This is a genomic window from Pseudorhodoferax sp. LjRoot39, assembly GCF_964253035.1.
Classification (GTDB): Bacteria; Pseudomonadota; Gammaproteobacteria; order Burkholderiales; family Burkholderiaceae_C; genus Pseudorhodoferax.
Map to the genome: position 1 here is coordinate 2,971,239 of NZ_CAXUQL020000001.1, position 17,820 is coordinate 2,989,058.

The window sequence follows — 17,820 nt, forward strand, 5'->3', positions numbered from 1 at the left end:
ATGGCCATTGTGCGTGCCGGCTGTGGGGCAAGCTTGCCATCGCCTGTAGGCGAACGGCGGTGGCTGACAGGGCTTGGCGTTGCGCGATGACAGCCGGCCGCACCGGTCTGGCGGCAAGCTGGACCGACCATGGCCACCCCTGCCGCTCTCGCCGCCTACCACGCCAAGCGCAACTTCGGTCGCACCTCCGAGCCCCGCAGCGGCGGCAAGCGCTCGCCGGCCGGCCAGCCGAGCTTCGTCGTGCAGAAGCACTGGGCCAGCAGTCTGCACTACGACTTCCGGCTCGAGATCGACGGCACGATGAAGAGCTGGGCCGTGCCCAAGGGGCCCAGTCTCGATCCGCACGACAAGCGGCTCGCCGTGCAGGTGGAGGACCATCCGATTTCCTATTCCAGCTTCGAGGGCCAGATTCCCGAGGGACAGTACGGCGCGGGCAAGGTCATCGTCTGGGACAAGGGCCACTGGACCCCGGTGGGCGATCCCGCGGCCGGCTTGGCCAAGGGCAACCTCAAGTTCGAGTTGCACGGCCACAAGCTGCAAGGCCGCTGGGCGCTCGTGCGCATGCACGGCAAGGGCAAGGACCGCCAGCCGCCCTGGCTGCTGGTCAAGGAAAAGGATGCGTTCGAGCGGCCGGCCACGGAGTTCAGTGTGGTCGACGAGATGCCCGACAGCGTCAAGGCCCTCGCTGCGCCACCAGCGCCGAAGGCGGCGCAGCCGCCGCAGGCCGCGTTGCCGGCCACGCTCGCGCCGCAGCTGGCGACGCTCGCGAGCCGGCCGCCGGCCGATCCGGCCGACTGGGTCTACGAGATCAAGTTCGACGGCTACCGGCTGCTTGCGCGCGTCGAAGGCCGCGCCAGCCAGCAGCGGGTGCAGCTGTTCACGCGCAACGGCAACGACTGGACGCACAAGCTCAAGGCGCTGCATGCCGAGCTCCTGCGCCTGGACCTGCCCGAAGGCTGGTACGACGGCGAGATCGTCGTGATGGACCACAACGGCCTGCCCGACTTCGGCGCGCTGCAGCAGGCCTTCGACGTCTCCAGGACCCAGGCCATCGTCTACTACCTGTTCGACCTGCCCTACTGCGCCGGCCACGACCTGCGCGAGCAACCCCTGCAGGCGCGTCGCACGCTGCTGGCCTCGCTGCTGGAGGGAAGGAAGTCCGACCTGGTGTTCTATTCGGCCACCTTCGACGCACCGCCCGGCGAGGTGGTCGGCACCGCCTGCAAGCTCGGCCTGGAAGGCGTGATCGCCAAGCGCAAGGGTGCGCCCTACGTTTCGCGCCGCAGCGACAGCTGGCTCAAGCTCAAGTGCAGCCAGCGCCAGGAGTTCGTGGTCGTGGGCTTCACCGAGCCGCAGGGCAGCCGCACCGGCTTCGGCGCGCTGCTGCTGGGTGTGCACGGCAAGGATGGCAAGCTGGTCTATGCGGGCAAGGTCGGCACGGGCTTCGACCAGGCCGCGCTCAAGAAGCTCGCGCGCCAGTTGGCAGGCCTGGCCACGCCACGCAGCCCGCTGGCGGACACGGCCGATGTGGAGGGCAAGCCGCACTGGGTGAAGCCGCAACTGGTGGCCGAGGTCACGTTCGGCGAATGGACGCGCAGCGGCCGCATCCGCCATGCGGTGTTCCACGGCCTGCGCAGCGACAAGCCGGCCAAGGCCATCGTGCGCGAGCGCGCCGCGCCGCCGCCCAGGCCTGCGAAGAAGGCCGCCGACGACAGCGGCGCCCATGCGCTGTCCACCCGTTTCAAGGTCACGCACCCCGAGCGCGTGATCGACGCCAGCACCGGCACGACCAAGATGGACCTCGTGCGCTACTACGCGCTGGTGGGCGATCTGGCGTTCGAGCATCTCAAGGGCCACCGGCCCGTGGCGCTGGTGCGCGCGCCGGCCGGCATCGGCAAGCAGCTGTTCTTCCAGAAGCATGCCGAGATCGAGAAGCTGCCTGGTCTGCGCCAACTCGATCCGGCGCTGGACCCCGGCCACGCGCCGCTGCTGGCGGTGGCCAGCGCGCGCGGCCTGCTGTCGGCCGCGCAGTGGAACGTGGTGGAGCTGCATTCCATGAACGCGCTGGCCGCGTCCTTCGAGCGGCCCGACCGGCTCGTCTTCGACCTGGATCCCGGCGAGGGCGTGCGCTGGCGCCAGATGCAGGAGGCGGCCGAACTCGTGCACGCCTTCCTGGAGCAACTGGGCCTGCCGGCCTTTCTCAAGACCAGCGGAGGCAAGGGGCTGCACGTGGTCGTGCCGATCAAGCGGCTGCACAGCTGGGGCCATGCCAAGGGCTTCGCCCAGGCCGTCGTGCAGCACCTCGCGCGCACCATCCCCGACCGCTTCGTGGCCAAGAGCGGGCCGCGCAACCGCGTCGGCAAGATCTTCGTGGACTACCTGCGCAACGGGCGGGGCGCGACCACGGTCTGCGCCTGGTCGGCGCGCGCGCGGCCTGGCATGGGCGTCTCGGTGCCGCTGGCCTGGGATGAGCTGCCCTCCCTGAAGCGCAGCGACCAATGGAACGTGCGCAACGTGCACGAGCGGCTGGACGTGGGCAACGCGCCCTGGCAGGGCTATGCGCGCGCCGCCACCTCGCTCAAGACCGCGATGAACACCATCGGCTTCGCACCGGACTGAACAACGCCAGGCGGTTGCTGCACAAGCGGGCCTGATTTCCTACATGCGACGGCCTCGCCGTCCGACGAACTCCGCGCGGGGCGCTCCGAACAATGGCGCAGACCTCAACAACAGGAGAAACCGGTGGCAGCTTCCCTTCCCTTGGCATCGACGCGGCTCGAGACCGCCGTCGATGCACCGGCCGGCGCCGTTTCCTGGGGCGCCATCCTGGCCGGCGGTGCCGCCGCGGCGGCGCTCTCGCTGATCCTGCTGATCCTGGGCGCAGGCCTGGGCCTGACCTCGCTGTCGCCGTACGGCGGTGCAGGCGCTAGCGCCATGGCGCTGGGCATGTCGGCCGTCGTCTGGGTCATGGTCACGCAGGCGCTCGCATCGGGCATGGGCGGCTACATCGCCGGCCGGCTGCGCACGCGCTGGGCCGGTGTGCAGGGCGACGAGGTGTTCTTCCGCGACACCGCCCACGGCTTCCTGGCCTGGGCCGTTGCCACGTTGGCCACGGCCGCCTTGCTGACCACCGCCATCGGCAGCGTGGTGGGCGGTGCGGTGAAGGTGGGGGCCACGGTGGCTGGCGGTGCCGCCACGGCCGCGGTGGCGACAGCCGCGCAGGACGCGGGCGCATCGGGCAGCGAGGGCCCGGCCAGCTACTTCATCGACAGCATGTTCCGCCGCCCGGCGGGCCCGGCCCAGGCCGGCGAGGTGGCTGCGGCCGAACCGGTGCCCGCGGCCGAGGTGGCCCGCATCCTGGCGCAGGCCGGCAAGGACAAGCCATTGGCGGCCGAAGACCAGCGCTACCTGGGGCAGCTCGTGGCCGAGCGCACGGGCCTGTCGCCGCAGGAGGCCGAGCAGCGTGTCGCCGACACCGTGGGCCGCATGCAGGCCAAGGCGCGCGAGGTCGAGGCCGCTGCACGCGACGCTGCCGAGAAGGCGCGCAAGGCCGGCATCACGGCGACGCTGTGGCTGTTCGTCTCCATGCTGCTGGGCGCCTTCAGCGGCAGCCTGGCGGCCACCTGGGGCGGCCGCGAGCGCGACGCCTGAATTCTCTGTTCCATCCTTTCACAACAACCCGGAGGTCTCCATGCGCTCCCTGCTGCTGTTCTTTCTCGGCGTGCCCATCCCCATCATCATCCTGATCGCCTTGTTCGTCCGCTGAGCCGGTCGCGAACCCGATCCCCGCGCCGCGGCCCGGCGCTTGCTTGCCACAAGAACCTATGACAGACACCTGCGATGCGGGCCTTCCCTGGCCCATGGGCATGCACCTGCGCGACGGCGGTGCGAACTTCGCGCTTTATTCGAGTGCGGCCGAAGCCGTCGAACTGTGCCTGTTCGACGCCGAGGGGCGCGAGGAGCTGCGGCGCATCCGGCTGCCGGCGCGCACCGAGGACATCTGGCACGGCTTCGTGCCCGGTCTTGAGCCCGGCACCCGCTACGGCGTGCGCGTGCTGGGCCCCTTCGATCCCGGCGACGGCCAGCGCTGCAACCCGGCCAAGCTGCTGCTGGACCCCTACACCCGCGCCATCGACCGGCCGCTGCGCGGCGATGCCGTGACCTTCGGCTATCCGCTGGGCCATGAAGAGCAGGATCTCGCACGCGACGACAGCGACAGCGCGGCCGTGGCGGCCAAGTCCGTCGTGATCGCGCCCGATTTCGACTGGCAGGGCGACCGGCCGCCGGCCGTCCCCATGGCCGACTCGATCTTCTACGAAGTCAACGTGCGCGGCTTCACCAAGAACATGCCGGGCGTGCCCGAGGAACTGCGCGGCACCTTCGCAGGCCTGGCCAACCAGGCGGCGATCGACTACCTCAAGCGCCTGGGCGTCACGGCCGTGCAGTTGCTGCCCGTGCAGGCCTTCAACGACGAGGGCCGGCTGGTCGACGCGGGCCTGGCCAATTTCTGGGGCTACAACACCATCGGCTTCTTCGCGCCGGAGCCGCGCTACTGTTTCAAGGGCACGGACGGCGGCGTGGCCGAGTTCCGCGGCATGGTCAAGGCCCTGCACCAGGCCGGCATCGAGGTGATCCTGGACGTGGTCTACAACCACACCTGCGAGGGCAACCACCTGGGCCCGACCATGGGCTTCAAGGGCATCGACAACGCGGCCTACTACCGGCTGACGGAGGACCGGCGCTACTACAACGACTTCAGCGGCACCGGCAACACGCTGGACGTGAGCAACCCGCCCGTGCTGCGCATGGTCATGGACAGCCTGCGCTATTGGGTCGAGGAAATGCACGTGGATGGTTTTCGCTTCGACCTGGCGCCGGCGATCTCGCGCGACGCGGCGGGCGCCTTCGACCACCGCACGCCGTTTCTCTCGGCCGTGGCGCAGGACCCGGTGCTGCGCCGCGTCAAGATGATCGCCGAGCCCTGGGATCTGGGCGACTACGGCTACCAGGTCGGCGGCTTTCCGGTCGGCTGGTCGGAGTGGAACGGCAGCTACCGCGACGAGGTGCGCGACTTCTGGCGCAATGCCGACGACAGCCTGCCCACCTTCGCCTCACGCCTGTGCGGCACGCCCGAGATCTTCGCGCCCTCGCGCCGCCCACCCTCGGCCAGTGTCAACATCGTGACCGTGCACGACGGCTTCACGCTGCGCGACCTGGTCAGCTACAACGAGAAGCACAACGAGGCCAACGGCGAGGACAACCGCGATGGCGAGAGCCACAACCGCAGCTGGAACTGCGGCGCCGAAGGTCCGACCGAGGACGCCGGCGTGCTGGCCTTGCGCGCGCGCCAGCAGCGCAACCTGCTGGCCACGCTGTTCATGTCGCGCGGCGTGCCGCTGCTGCTGGGCGGCGACGAGATCGGCCGCACCCAGCAGGGCAACAACAACGCCTACTGCCAGGACAGCCCGATCTCCTGGTTCGACTGGAGCGACGGCGCGCGCGACGACGCGCTGTTCGCGTTCACGGCCAAGCTGATCCGGCTGCGCAAGGAGCTGGCCGTGCTGCGCAGCCCGCACTGGCCGGTGGGCGATGGCGAGCATCCCGACGCCACCTGGTACAGCGTCTGGGGCCTGCCCATGGCCGAGGACGAGTGGCAGCACCCTGGTGCGCGCTGCCTGCAACTCGTGTTCGACGGGGCTGCCGACCACGCCAAGGGCCGTGCGACGCAGCCCGGCCCCTCGGTGCTGCTGCTGTTCAACGGTGCGCCCGAGGCGCATCTGTTCACGGTTCCGCCCGAGACGCGCTTCGGCCCGGCCTGGCAGCTGCGCATCGCGACCGACCGCGCACAGCTGCCGGCACGGCGCGCCCGGCGCATCGCGCCGGGTGCCAAGCTGCGGCTCAAGGCCCACGCCATGATGGTGCTGACGCAGGGGCCGGCGGCGTAGGGCGTTCTCCTACCGCGGCTTGCGCCGCGGACCGATCCGGCGCGCCCGGTGCGGACCGTAGGCTGCAGGCAACCCGTCAAGGTGACGGTTGTTCCGTGTCCCCATCGTCCGATCCGGAGAATCGTCCATGACGCATGCGAACCGCAGCGTGCTTGCGCTGCTGAACCGACGCACCACCGAGGGCTTCTACACCGCGATCCTGCTGGCCTGCCTGGCGTTCGCCGGCATGCTGCTGGCCCCGAGCGACCACATGGAGCCGCTGCTCGCGCTGGCCTGGCTGTTCATGCTGTCGGCCATCGCCTTTCTGGTCGGCAAGCTCGGTCTGGAGCTGGTGCTTGAACCCGGCCCGTGACGCGCCCTGCGAGACGGGGTGGCCGCAGCAGGGCATTGAACCTAGATTCGGCAGTTGACCGCTCGCAGCCCTTTGGCAAGCCGCATGAACACTGGACTTGGCGTCTCCGATACCCCTCACCTTCTGGGTGAGGCCGCCATGCACCCGCCGGCACCGCGCTCGCCGCGCCAGGCTGCGTTGCTCCTCCTTGCGCACAGGAGTGCGCCACGTCGTCGCGCCTTGCCTGGCACGCCGATCACGGCACCCTCGGGCGCATCCAACTGCCGAATCTAGGTTGAAAGGGTTCTTCGCAAGCTGCTCCACAAGCGCTGCTTTCCTACGTGCGGGCTGCGGCTGCGGTGCTAGATTGGTCGCGCCGAACGAGGAGCCCCCCATGCACAAGCCTGCATCCACCCTCTTGCCGACCCTGCTGGCCGCAGCCGCCCTGCTGGCGGGCTGCGCCCAGGGTGTCGGCCATCCCGCCAGTCCGGCCGCCGTGTCGGCGCCGCGCGCCGGATCGAGTGCGCTGGTCAAACTCGTGGCGGTCGACGGCCAGCCGCGCGGGCAGGCCGTGCTGAGCTCCGTGGCCGAGGGTGTGGAGATCGTCGTGAATGCCGAGGGCCTGACGCCGGGCCTGCATGGCCTGCACGTCCACGTCAACGGCCAGTGCGCGCCCGGGCCCGACCCCAGCGGCAACACCATCCCCTTCGGTGCCGCGGGCGGGCATTTCGACCCGGAGGCCACGGGGCGCCATGGCCACCCCGAACACGATACGCAGCGCCATGCCGGGGATGTGCCCAACCTGCTCGTCGATGGCCAGGGCAAGGGCGTGCTGCGCTTCACCAACCCCAAGATCACGCTGCTGCGGGGGGCCAAGAACTCCGTGCTGGGCCGCTCGCTCGTCGTGCACGCCGACGCCGACGACTACAGGACCAACCCGGCCGGCAATTCGGGCGGCCGCGTGCTGTGCGGCGTGATCGAGCCCGCACGGCTGGACGCCGTGGTCGGCAGCGTGCCCACCTCGCGCCACCTGCGCTGAACCACGGACCACGCGGCGCGTGCGGGCGCGCCTGCTCAGCCCGCGGTGCAAGTGAACACTTCAACCCGAAAGGAAACCACCATGAGCGAGAAGAAGGCCAGCGTGCACTGGGAAGGGGCCGGCAAGACCGGCAAGGGCGCGATCAGCACCGAGACCGGCGCGCTGAAGGACTACCCCTATGGATTTGCCAGCCGCTTCGAGGACGACCGGCGTGGCACCAATCCGGAGGAGATCGTCGGCGCCGCGCACGCTGCCTGCTTCACGATGGCGTTTGCCTTCGCGTGCGAGAAAGCCGGCGTGGCGTTGCAGCAGGCCGACACCCAGGCCAGCGTGCGCCTCGTCAAGGACGGCGAGGGCTTCAAGATCGACCGCATCGCGTTGACGCTGACCGCCAAGGCGGCGGGGCTGGATGAGGCCAAATTCCAGGAGCTGGCCCGGGGTGCCAAGGCCGGCTGCCCGCTGTCCAAGGCGCTGGCCGCGGTGCCCGAGATCACGCTTTCGGCGACGCTTCAGGCCTGAGGTTCGACCGCAGATCCAGGGTCTTCTTCGCCCGCGACCGAGCCGTTGTCGGCCTTGGGCGCAGCCAGCTGGGCCAGCGCCGCAGCGGCGCCGGGCTCCGTGCGCGCGAGTTGCGCGGCCAGGGCCGTGAGGCCGGCGGCACCGTCGCGCGTCAGTTGCGCAATGGCCTGGCCGGCTTCCTTGGGCGACGCGAAGCCCTGGCTTTGCAGCAGCAGCGCGCCGCCCGCATCGACCAGCTTGAAGTAGAACAGCCCATCGGCCTCGCGGTACTGCTTGAAGGCCGGCACCGCAGCCTTGGCCGCCTTGGCGGGCTTGGCCGCCTGCGCCTGAACACCCAGCGGGCGCAGGCCCACGGCGTGGCGCAGCGTGGCGATGAAGGGGCTGGCCGTGCGGCGGGCCTTCTGGGCACCTGCCAGCAGCACGCGCTCGACGCTGGCGGGATCGTCGATGCAGCGCTGGTAGGTGGCGCGCATGGGGCCGACCTCGCGGTCGATGCGTTCGAACAGGGCTTGCTTGGCATCGGCCCAGGAGATGCCGCCTTCGAAGGCGCGGCGAAAGGCGTCCGTCTCGGCGGGCTCGGCGAGGGCCTGGTAGATCTGGAACAGGGCCGAGCCTTCGGTGTCCTTGGGCTCACCAGGGCCGCGCGAGTCGGTCACGATGCCGGCGATGAGCTTGCGCATCTGTTCGCGCGGCGCGAAGAGCGGGATGGTGTTGTCGTAGCTCTTGCTCATCTTGCGGCCGTCCAGGCCGGGCAGCAGGGCCACGTCGTCCTCCACCGCCGCCTCGGGCAGCACGAAATGCTCGCCATAAGCGTGGTTGAAGCGCTGCGCCATGTCGCGCGCCATCTCGATGTGCTGCACCTGGTCGCGGCCCACGGGCACCTTGTGGGCGTTGAACATCAGGATGTCGGCGCCCATCAGCACGGGGTACATGAACAGGCCCGCCGTCACGTCGTGGTCGGGCTCGGTACCGGCGGCGGCGTTGCGGTCCACCGCGGCCTTGTAGGCGTGGGCGCGGTTCAGGATGCCCTTGCCCGTCACGCAGGTCAGGAACCAGGTGAGTTCGGGGATTTCGGGGATGTCGGACTGGCGGTAGAAGGTCACGCGCTCGGGGTCCAGCCCGCCGGCCAGCCAGGTCGCGGCGATCTCCAGCGTGGAGCGCTGGATGCGCTGCGGATCGTCGGTCTTGATCAGCGCGTGGTAGTCGGCGAGGAAGTAGAAGCTGTCGGTGCCGGCCGCCTGGCTGGCGCGGATGGCGGGGCGGATGGCGCCCACGTAGTTGCCCAGGTGGGGGGTGCCGGTGGTGGTGATGCCGGTCAGGACGCGCAGCGTGCTCATGGGAAGGGTCTCAGCGGATCAGGAGGGAAAAAGGCGTCAGCAGCAGGTCGAGGAACTCGAAGGTCAGGCCCATGATGGGGCGCAGCCATAGCGTGCCGACCACGCCGGCCAGCACCAGGCCCATGACGATGAAGAAGCCCCAGGGCTCTACACGCGACAGCAGCACCGCCTGCTTGTACGGTAGCAGTCCGACCAGCACGCGCCCGCCGTCCAGCGGCGGCAGCGGGAACAGGTTGAAGGCGAACATCACCACGTTGACCAGCATGCCGGCCTGGCACATCTTGACGAAGAAGGGCTCGGTGACGCCCACGGCCACCAGCAGGTAGAACGCGACGCCCCACAGCAGGGCCTGCACCAGGTTGGCGAGCGGGCCGGCCAGGGCCACCCACACCATGTCGCGCTTGGGATGGCGCAGCCGGCCGAACTGCACCGGCACGGGCTTGGCGTAGCCGAACACGAAGGCGCCCGAGGTCGCCAGGTACAGCATGATGGGCATCACGATGGTGCCCAGGGGGTCGATGTGCTTGACCGGGTTCAGCGTCACGCGGCCGAGCAGGTAGGCGGTGTTGTCGCCGTAGTGCCGGGCCACGTAGCCGTGGGCCGCTTCGTGCACCGTGATGGCGAACAGCACGGGCAGCGCGAAGATCAGCAGGTTCTGGAGGATGGCGTCGAAATTCACGGGCGGATTCTCACAGGCCCAGCGCTGCCAGCGAGCCACGGCCTTCGCGCACGATCTCGGGGTCGCCGCCCGTGCCCATGGGCACCAGGTCGATCACCGTGGTCGGCTCGGACGGGCAGGCGCCTGCATCGAGCACAGCAGCCAGCTGGTGCTCGAAGCGCTCGCGGATCTCGGCCGCGTCGTGCAGCGGCTCGGTCTCGCCGGGCGGGATCAGCGTGGTGGCCAGCAGCGGCGCGCCGTGCAAGGCCAGCAGTTCCTGCAGTGCCTTGTGCTCGGGCACGCGCAGGCCGATGGTCTTGCGCGAGGGGTGGCTCACGCGACGCGGCACTTCCTTGCTGGCCTCCAGGATGAACGTGTAGGCGCCGGGCGTGGCCGACTTGAGCAGCCGGTACTGCTTGTTGTCCACCCGCGCGTAGTTGGCGAGTTCGGACAGGTCGCGGCACAGCAGCGTGAGGTGGTGCCGGTCGTCCACGCCGCGCAGGCGACGCATGCGGTCCACGGCGGACTTGTCGTCCAGGTGGCAGACCAGCGCATAGCTGGAGTCCGTCGGCACGGCGATCACGTCGCCCTTGGCGAGCAGCGCCACGGCCTGCTTGAGCAGGCGCGGCTGTGGATTCTCGGGATGGAGTTCGAAGTACTGGGCCATGGTGTCACCTGGAAAGACGGCCCTCGCGCAGCGTGAGCCAGGCGCCGAGCGCGCCGCAGACGGCGACCAGCGCCATGCCCAGCAGCGACCAGCCGTCCGGTACGTGCGAGAAGACCAGCCAGCCGCCGAGCATGGCGAAGCCGATCTGGCCGTAGAGGTAGGGCGTCAGCGTGGCGGCCGGCGCGCGCGAGTAGCCCAGGATCAGCAGGAAATGGCCGACGGTGGCCATCGTGCCCATGAGCAGCAGCCCGGCCCACAGCCGCCAATCCGGCAGCTGCACCCAGACGAAGGGCAGCGGGATGGAGGCCGCCAGCGTGCCGATCCAGCCGGTGTACAGGTGGGTGGTCAGCGGTGCATCGGTGCGCGCGAGCTTGCTGGTCAGCACCTGGAACCAGGCGTTGGTCGCCACCAGGGCCAGCGGCAGCAGCAGCCGCCAGTCGAAGGCTTCGTCGCCGGGCCGGATGATGACCATGGTGCCGACGAAGCCGCCGATCACCAGCGCCCAGCGCTGCGGCGACACACGCTCGCCCAGTGTGCGCGCGGCCAGCAAGGTGATGACCAGCGGCGTGATCATGACGATGGCCGTGAATTCGCCGACCGGCATGGTCTTGAGGCTCAGGAAGGCCAGCAGGCTGCTGGTGAGCAGCAGCACCCCGCGCAGCAACTGGAAGCGCGGATGGGCCGTGCGCAGCATCTTCAGGCCCTGGCGCGGCAGCACGATGGCCGTGGTGGCGATGGCCTGGAATGCGTAGCGAAACCACAGGCCCATGAGCAGCGGCACGGTCACGGTGACGGCCTTGGTGGTGGTGTCCAGCACGGCGAAGCAGGCGACGGCGCACAGCACCAGCACAATGCCGCCCAATGGCGAGGCGGGCAGTGCGGCGGGACTCACTGGATGCGGTCCGCCAGCAGCTCCCAGACGGGGGTCAGGTCGCCCGGCAGGTAGGGCAGTGCCCCCAGGTCGCAATGGCTCTCGCCCGGGCTGTGGAAGTCGCTGCCGCGCGAGGCCGCGAGGTCGAACTCCCGCGCGATGCCGGCGTACTCGACGTACTCGGCCGGCGTGTGGCTACCGGTCACGACCTCGACGCCGCGGCCGCCGTGCGCCTTGAACTCGCTGAACAGTGCGTACTCTTCGGTGGCGTTGAACTTGTAGCGGCCCGGGTGGGCGATCACGGCGATGCCGCCGCACTGGGTGATCCAGGTGACCGCGTCCTTGAGGTTGGCCCAACGGTGCGGAACGTAGCCGGGCTTGCCTTCGGTCAGGTACTTGCGGAACACCTCGGGCGTGTCCTTGCAGTGACCGGCCTCGACCAGGAAACGCGCGAAGTGGGTGCGCGAGATCAGCGCCGGGTTGCCGACGAACTTGAGCGCGCCCTCGTAGGCCCCGGTGATGCCGACCTTGGCCAGGCCCTCGGCCATCTCCCGCGCGCGCGGGCCGCGGCCGTCGCGCGTGTCGGCCAGGCCCTGCTGCATGCGCGGGTCTTCGGCGTCGAAGCCCAGGCCCACGATGTGCACGGTCTCGCCCGCGAAGGTGACGGAGATCTCGGTGCCGGTCAGGTAGCGCATGCCATGGGCCTTGGCCGCGGCCGCGGCGCGCCGCTGGCCGCCGATCTCGTCGTGGTCCGTCAGGGCCCACAGTTCGACGCCGTTGGCGCTTGCGCGCTGCGCCAGCTCCTCGGGGGTCAGCGTGCCGTCGGAGACGACGGAGTGGCAATGCAGGTCGGCGTTGAGGATGGAAGGCACGGCGGGCATTCTAGGTGGGCCCTCCATTCTCGAAGGTCGCCCCGGCGGCAGTGGCCGCCCAAAAAACAAAACCCGCTCGGTGGAGCGGGTTCGTGGAGGGTGCTGCGGGCCGGAGCCCTGCCATCACTTCAGCTTGATTTCCTTGTACTCGACGTGCTTGCGAGCCTTGGGATCGAACTTGGTGATCAGCATCTTCTCGGGCATGAGCTTCTTGTTCTTGGTCGTGGTGTAGAAGTGACCCGTGCCGGCAGTGGATTCCAGCTTGATCTTCTCGCGTCCGCCTTTGGTAGCCATGGTGATTCCCCTTCGCTTAAGCTGCTTGGCCGCGTGCGCGCAGGTCTGCGAGCACGGCGTCGATGCCGTTCTTGTCGATCAGGCGCAGGCCGGCGTTGGAGATGCGCAGGCGCACCCAACGGTTCTCGGTCTCCACCCAGAAGCGGCGGTATTGCAGGTTCGGCAGGAACCGGCGCTTGGTCTTGTTGTTGGCGTGGGAAACGTTGTTCCCGACCATCGGGCCCTTGCCCGTGACTTCACATACGCGTGACATGGTCACTCTTCCTATGAACAGCTGGCACCTGGTCCCGAAAAAGGGCGATCAGGTGGGTGACAGCTTGACCTCGCCATGAGCAGGTGGCGGTGACCTGTTTGCCTGAGATTCGGCAAAGCCAGCGATTATAGCCAGCTTTGCGGATCACTCCTGCTGCTCGAGAAAACGCTGGGCATCCAGCGCCGCCATGCAGCCCGTGCCGGCGCTCGTGATGGCTTGGCGGTAGATGTGGTCCTGCACGTCGCCCGCCGCGAACACGCCGGGCACACTGGTCATGGTGGCCATGCCTTTCAGGCCCGACTGGGTCACGATGTAGCCGTCCTTCATCTCCAGCTGGCCCTGGAAGATCTCGGTGTTGGGCCGGTGGCCGATGGCGATGAAGCAGCCCTTGAGGTCGATGTCGCGGGTGCTGCCGTCGCGCTGGTCCTTCAGGCGGATGCCGGTGACGCCGCTGGCGTCGCCCTTGACCTCGTCCAGCGTCTGGAACAGCTGCAGCTCGATCTTGCCTTCCTTGACCTTCTCGGCGACCTTGTCGACCAGGATGGGCTCGGCGCGGAACTTGTCGCGGCGGTGCACCAGCGTCACCTTGCGTGCGATGTTGGACAGGTACAGCGCCTCCTCGACGGCGGTGTTGCCGCCGCCGACCACGCAGACCTCCTGGTCGCGGTAGAAGAAACCGTCGCAGGTGGCACAGGCCGAGACGCCCTTGCCCATGAAGGCTTCTTCGGACGGCAGGCCCAGGTACTGGGCCGAGGCGCCGGTGGCGATGATCAGCGCATCGCAGGTGTAGGTGCCGCTGTCACCGGTCAGCGTGAACGGGCGCTTGCTGAAATCGACCTTGTTGATGTGGTCGAACACGATCTCGGTGTTGAAGCGCTCGGCATGTTCCAGGAAGCGCTGCATCAGCTCGGGGCCTTGTACACCATGCACGTCCGCGGGCCAATTGTCGACTTCGGTGGTGGTCATGAGTTGGCCGCCCTGCGCGATACCGGTGATCAGCAAAGGCTTCAGATTGGCGCGCGCGGCGTAGACAGCGGCGGTATATCCCGCAGGACCCGAGCCCAGGATCAGGACTTTGGCGTGTTTTTCAGTCGACATCAGCGGTTCTTTCGAGCGGAATTTGCACACATAGTGTGTACAGGTGAGGTGTTTTCCCACAGAATCAAGCGAGGGCGCCTGCCCGCGCCGCAGGGTGTGGATTTTGCCCTTGAACGCCATTTGCTCTGTTGAGCGGGGGCAACCAACAACAAGGAGTCATGGTCGTGTCGATGCTGTCGAATCTGGAGTTGCTGTTGCGCGTGCCCCTGTTTTCCATGCTGAGTGGAGAGCAGGCCAACCTGGTGGCGCAGGCGGTCAGCAAGCGGCGCGTCAAGCGCGGCGAGACCATCGTCGAGCAGGGCCGCAAGACCAATGCGCTGTTCATCCTGCTGAGCGGCCGCTGCCGCGTGGTGACCACCGACCCGCGTGGCCGCGAGGTGATCATCGCCACGCTGCGTCCGGCCGACTGCATCGGCGAGATGAGCCTGATCGACAGCGAGCCGCACTCGGCCACGGTGCTGGCCGAGGTGCAGACCGATGTGTTGGTGCTGGGTCGCGCCGAGTTCGACCGCTGCGTGGCCGACAACCCGCAGATGGCGCGCGCCGTGATGACGGGCCTGGTCAAGCGCCTGCGCCGCGCCGACCAGAAGATCGAATCGCTGGCCCTGATGGACGTGTATGGCCGCGTGGCCCATGCGCTGCTGGAGCAGGCCAGCACCGATGCGGCCGGCGTGCTGCAGATCCGCGACAAGATCTCGCGCCAGGACATCGCCAAGATGGTGGGCGCCTCGCGCGAGATGGTCAGTCGCGTGATGAAGGATCTCGAAGAGCGCGGCTACATCGAGACGCAGGAAAGCGGCGCCATCCACATCAAGGAACGGCTGACCAGCCTGGCCTGAGTCCGGAGGGCATCGGGTAAGCTTGCGCGCTGCCCCCATGACCTATTCGCTCAATACCCTCAATTCATCGCAGGGCGCAGAGCCGCCGCGCTCGGGCATCGTCCGTTTCGCGCGTGAGTTCAGCCTGCTGCTGGGCCTCCTGGCCCTGTCGTTCTGGTTCATCGCCCTGATCAGCTACTCGCCGCAGGATGCGGCCTGGTCCACCTCTGGAGGACCGGGCGGCACGCGCAACTGGGGTGGCCGGCTTGGCGCCCTGGTGGCCGATCTCAGTTACTTCGCCCTGGGCTATTCGGTCTGGTGGTGCGTTGCCGCTGGCGTGCGGTCCTGGCTGACCCACCTGGCGCGCTGGATGCGTGGTGCCCAGCCGCAGCGCCGCGCCGTCGGCGGGGGGCTGCTGGGCTTTTACATCGGCCTGGCGGTGCTGCTGCTGGCCAGTTGCGTGCTGGAGTGGTCCCGCCTGTACCGGCTGGAACCCGGCCTGCCCGGCGATGCCGGCGGCGTGCTGGGGTACCTGGTCGGTCCGCTGGCCACCAAGTGGCTGGGCTTCGCCGGCTCCGGCCTGATCGCCATCGTGGCCGGCATCATCGGCGTGGCGGCGGTGTTCCGCTTCTCCTGGGCCCAGGTGGCCGAGCGCGTGGGTGCGCGCGTGCATGCGCTGGTCGAACTGCGCCGCGAAAAGCGCGAGGCCGCCGAAGACCGTGCCCTGGGCAAGCAGGCCGTGCGCGAACGCGCCGAGGGCACGCTGGACCCGGTCGAGGCGCTCGAGGAGCGCGTCGAAGCCGGCGAGGAGCCGGCGCGCCTGGTGCGCACGCCCAAGCCGGTCAAGCCCGCGGTGGTCATCGAGCCGCAGACGCTGGCCGAACCGCAGCCCAGCGCGCGCGTGGTCAAGGAGCGCCAGAAGCCCTTGTTCATCGAAATGCCCGATTCGCGCTTGCCGCAGGTCGACCTGCTGGACGCCGCACAGGTGCGCCAGGAAACCGTCTCGAACGACACGCTGGAGATGACCAGCCGCATGATCGAGAAGAAGCTCAAGGACTTCGGTGTGGAAGTGACGGTGGTGCTGGCCTCGCCGGGCCCGGTCATCACGCGCTACGAGATCGAGCCGGCCACGGGCGTCAAGGGCTCTCAGATCGTCGGGCTGGCCAAGGACCTGGCGCGCTCGCTGTCGCTGGTGTCGATCCGCGTGGTCGAGACCATCCCGGGCAAGAACTACATGGCGCTGGAATTGCCCAACGCCAAGCGCCAGTCGATCAAGCTGTCCGAGATCCTGGGCTCGCAGGTCTACCACGAGGCCAAGTCCATGCTGACCATGGGCCTGGGCAAGGACATCGTGGGCAACCCCATCGTGGCCGACCTGGCGAAGATGCCGCACGTGCTGGTGGCCGGTACCACGGGTTCGGGCAAGTCGGTCGGCATCAACGCGATGATCCTGTCGCTCCTGTACAAGGCCGAGGCGCGCGATGTGCGCCTGCTCATGATCGACCCCAAGATGCTGGAAATGTCGGTCTACGAAGGCATTCCGCACCTGCTGGCGCCGGTGGTCACCGACATGAAGCAGGCCGCCCATGGCCTGAACTGGTGCGTGGCTGAGATGGAGCGCCGCTACAAGCTCATGAGCAAGCTGGGCGTGCGCAACCTGGCCGGCTACAACACCAAGATCGACGAGGCCAAGGCGCGCGAGGAGTTCATCTACAACCCCTTCAGCCTGACGCCGGACGACCCCGAGCCGCTCAAGCGCGAGCCGCACATCGTGGTCATCATCGACGAGCTGGCCGACCTCATGATGGTGGTCGGCAAGAAGATCGAGGAGCTCATCGCGCGGCTGGCGCAGAAGGCACGCGCGGCCGGCATCCATCTGATCCTGGCCACGCAGCGCCCCAGCGTGGACGTGATCACCGGCCTGATCAAGGCCAACATCCCGACCCGCATCGCGTTCTCGGTGGGTTCGAAGATCGACAGCCGCACCATCCTGGACCAGATGGGCGCCGAGGCGCTGCTGGGCATGGGCGACATGCTCTACATGGCCAGCGGCACCGGCCTGCCGATCCGCGTGCACGGCGCCTTCGTCAGCGACGAGGAAGTGCACCGCGTGGTGGCCTACCTCAAGAGCCAGGGCGAGCCCGACTACATCGAGGGCGTGCTCGAGGGTGGCACCGTCGACGGCGAGAGCACCGACTATGGTGGCGAGGGCGGCGACGGCGGCGAGAAGGACCCGATGTACGACCAGGCCGTGGAGGTCGTGCTCAAGCACCGCAAGCCCAGCATCTCGCTGGTGCAGCGCCACCTCAAGATCGGCTACAACCGCGCCGCGCGCCTGGTCGAGGACATGGAGAAGGCCGGGCTGGTCAGCTCCATGAGCGGCAGCGGGCAGCGCGAGATCCTCGTGCCCGAGCGCGCCGAATGAACCAAGTGCGCACTGGCCGACTCCCAGACTCCATGCCATTCAAACCCCTGCGGACCCTGGCCATCGGCGGTCTGCTCGCACTGGGCCTGTCCGCCGTCCACGCCGACGCGCTCGACAGCCTCGAAGCCTTCGTCAAGACCGTCAAGAGCGGCCGCGCGGCCTTCACGCAGACCGTCACTTCGCCGCCGCGCGAGGGCCAGGCGGCCCGCAGCAAGACCTCCAGCGGCAGCTTCGCGTTCCAGCGGCCGAGCCGCTTTCGCTTCGACTACACCAAGCCCTTCGAGCAGACCATCGTGGCCGACGGCCAGACGCTGTGGATGCACGATGTGGACCTCAACCAGGTCACGGCGCGCAAGCAGGCCGATGTGCTGGGCTCCACGCCGGCCGCGCTCGTGGCTGCCGCCCCCGACCTGGCCGCGCTGCGCACCGACTTCGACCTCAAGGCCGCGCCCGACAAGGACGGCCTGCAGTGGGTCGAAGCCACGCCCAAGGCCAAGGACGGCCAGCTGTCGTCCGTGCGCGTGGGCCTCAAGCCCGGCGACAAGGGGCCCGAGCTGGCCGCGCTGGAGATCGCCGACAGCTTCGGCCAGCGCTCGGTGCTGCGTTTCAGCCAGGTCGAAGTCAACCCGGCGCTGCCGGCCACCACTTTCCAGTTCAAGCCGCCGGCCGGTGCCGACGTGCTGCGCCAGTAAG

At 68.8% G+C, this 17,820-nt stretch carries 17 protein-coding genes; 9 read left to right on the forward strand and 8 right to left on the reverse strand.

Going from position 1 to position 17,820, the window contains the following annotated elements; all coding sequences use genetic code 11:
* The first annotated feature begins 129 nt into the window (after positions 1 to 129).
* The 6 genes from ligD (at position 130) to ACSQ4M_RS14075 (ending at position 7,834) form a co-directional block, all read left to right on the forward strand.
* A complete protein-coding gene (gene ligD / locus ACSQ4M_RS14050) occupies positions 130 to 2,619 on the forward strand; it encodes a DNA ligase D (RefSeq protein ID WP_436190120.1) in 2,490 nt (829 codons plus the stop codon).
* Positions 2,620 to 2,742: 123 nt separating this feature from the next.
* Positions 2,743 to 3,651: a hypothetical protein gene (locus tag ACSQ4M_RS14055; protein WP_436190121.1), complete on the forward strand. Its 909-nt coding sequence runs from the start codon at positions 2,743 to 2,745 to the stop codon at positions 3,649 to 3,651.
* A 173-nt stretch (positions 3,652 to 3,824) separates the two neighbouring features.
* On the forward strand, positions 3,825 to 5,945 hold the full coding sequence (glgX, locus tag ACSQ4M_RS14060) for a glycogen debranching protein GlgX (RefSeq protein ID WP_436190122.1): 2,121 nt from the start codon (positions 3,825 to 3,827) through the stop codon (positions 5,943 to 5,945).
* A gap of 127 nt (positions 5,946 to 6,072) precedes the next feature.
* Entirely contained in the window at positions 6,073 to 6,297 is a 225-nt protein-coding gene (locus tag ACSQ4M_RS14065; protein WP_436190123.1) for a hypothetical protein, read from the forward strand.
* Positions 6,298 to 6,670: 373 nt separating this feature from the next.
* Positions 6,671 to 7,315, forward strand: coding sequence for a superoxide dismutase family protein (locus ACSQ4M_RS14070; protein ID WP_436190124.1), 645 nt, complete (start codon positions 6,671 to 6,673; stop codon positions 7,313 to 7,315).
* A gap of 81 nt (positions 7,316 to 7,396) precedes the next feature.
* Positions 7,397 to 7,834: an OsmC family protein gene (locus ACSQ4M_RS14075; RefSeq protein WP_056672767.1), complete on the forward strand. Its 438-nt coding sequence runs from the start codon at positions 7,397 to 7,399 to the stop codon at positions 7,832 to 7,834.
* Here ACSQ4M_RS14075 and ACSQ4M_RS14080 read toward each other — a convergent pair.
* The 8 genes from ACSQ4M_RS14080 to trxB form a co-directional block, all read right to left on the reverse strand.
* Positions 7,825 to 9,171, reverse strand: a complete 1,347-nt coding sequence (locus tag ACSQ4M_RS14080) for a tryptophan--tRNA ligase (protein WP_436190125.1) — start codon at positions 9,169 to 9,171, stop codon at positions 7,825 to 7,827. The two genes, ACSQ4M_RS14075 and ACSQ4M_RS14080, sit on opposite strands and share 10 nt — an antisense overlap.
* Positions 9,172 to 9,181: 10 nt before the next feature.
* Positions 9,182 to 9,850, reverse strand: a complete 669-nt coding sequence (locus ACSQ4M_RS14085) for a site-2 protease family protein (protein WP_436190126.1) — start codon at positions 9,848 to 9,850, stop codon at positions 9,182 to 9,184.
* Between the two features lie 10 nt (positions 9,851 to 9,860).
* Entirely contained in the window at positions 9,861 to 10,496 is a 636-nt protein-coding gene (locus ACSQ4M_RS14090; RefSeq protein WP_436190127.1) for an L-threonylcarbamoyladenylate synthase, read from the reverse strand.
* Between the two features lie 4 nt (positions 10,497 to 10,500).
* Complete coding sequence (locus tag ACSQ4M_RS14095) at positions 10,501 to 11,388, reverse strand: DMT family transporter (RefSeq protein ID WP_436190128.1); 888 nt, start codon at positions 11,386 to 11,388, stop codon at positions 10,501 to 10,503.
* Positions 11,385 to 12,239, reverse strand: coding sequence for a 3',5'-nucleoside bisphosphate phosphatase (locus tag ACSQ4M_RS14100; protein ID WP_436190129.1), 855 nt, complete (start codon positions 12,237 to 12,239; stop codon positions 11,385 to 11,387). Before ACSQ4M_RS14100 ends, ACSQ4M_RS14095 begins: the two co-directional genes overlap by 4 nt.
* Before the next feature lie 123 nt (positions 12,240 to 12,362).
* Positions 12,363 to 12,533: a 50S ribosomal protein L33 gene (rpmG, locus tag ACSQ4M_RS14105; protein ID WP_056672770.1), complete on the reverse strand. Its 171-nt coding sequence runs from the start codon at positions 12,531 to 12,533 to the stop codon at positions 12,363 to 12,365.
* Between the two features lie 16 nt (positions 12,534 to 12,549).
* A complete protein-coding gene (rpmB, locus tag ACSQ4M_RS14110) occupies positions 12,550 to 12,786 on the reverse strand; it encodes a 50S ribosomal protein L28 (RefSeq protein WP_056672771.1) in 237 nt (78 codons plus the stop codon).
* Between the two features lie 144 nt (positions 12,787 to 12,930).
* Complete coding sequence (trxB, locus tag ACSQ4M_RS14115) at positions 12,931 to 13,884, reverse strand: thioredoxin-disulfide reductase (protein WP_436190130.1); 954 nt, start codon at positions 13,882 to 13,884, stop codon at positions 12,931 to 12,933.
* 158 nt (positions 13,885 to 14,042) lie between these two features.
* Between trxB and ACSQ4M_RS14120 the strand changes: the two genes are divergently transcribed.
* The 3 genes from ACSQ4M_RS14120 to lolA are packed head-to-tail and all read left to right on the forward strand — an operon-like array spanning position 14,043 to position 17,819.
* Positions 14,043 to 14,723: a Crp/Fnr family transcriptional regulator gene (locus ACSQ4M_RS14120; RefSeq protein ID WP_436190131.1), complete on the forward strand. Its 681-nt coding sequence runs from the start codon at positions 14,043 to 14,045 to the stop codon at positions 14,721 to 14,723.
* 37 nt (positions 14,724 to 14,760) lie between these two features.
* Positions 14,761 to 17,127: a DNA translocase FtsK gene (locus ACSQ4M_RS14125; RefSeq protein ID WP_436190132.1), complete on the forward strand. Its 2,367-nt coding sequence runs from the start codon at positions 14,761 to 14,763 to the stop codon at positions 17,125 to 17,127.
* Positions 17,128 to 17,159: 32 nt separating this feature from the next.
* On the forward strand, positions 17,160 to 17,819 hold the full coding sequence (gene lolA, locus ACSQ4M_RS14130; protein WP_436190133.1) for an outer membrane lipoprotein chaperone LolA: 660 nt from the start codon (positions 17,160 to 17,162) through the stop codon (positions 17,817 to 17,819).
* Position 17,820: the final 1 nt, after the last annotated feature.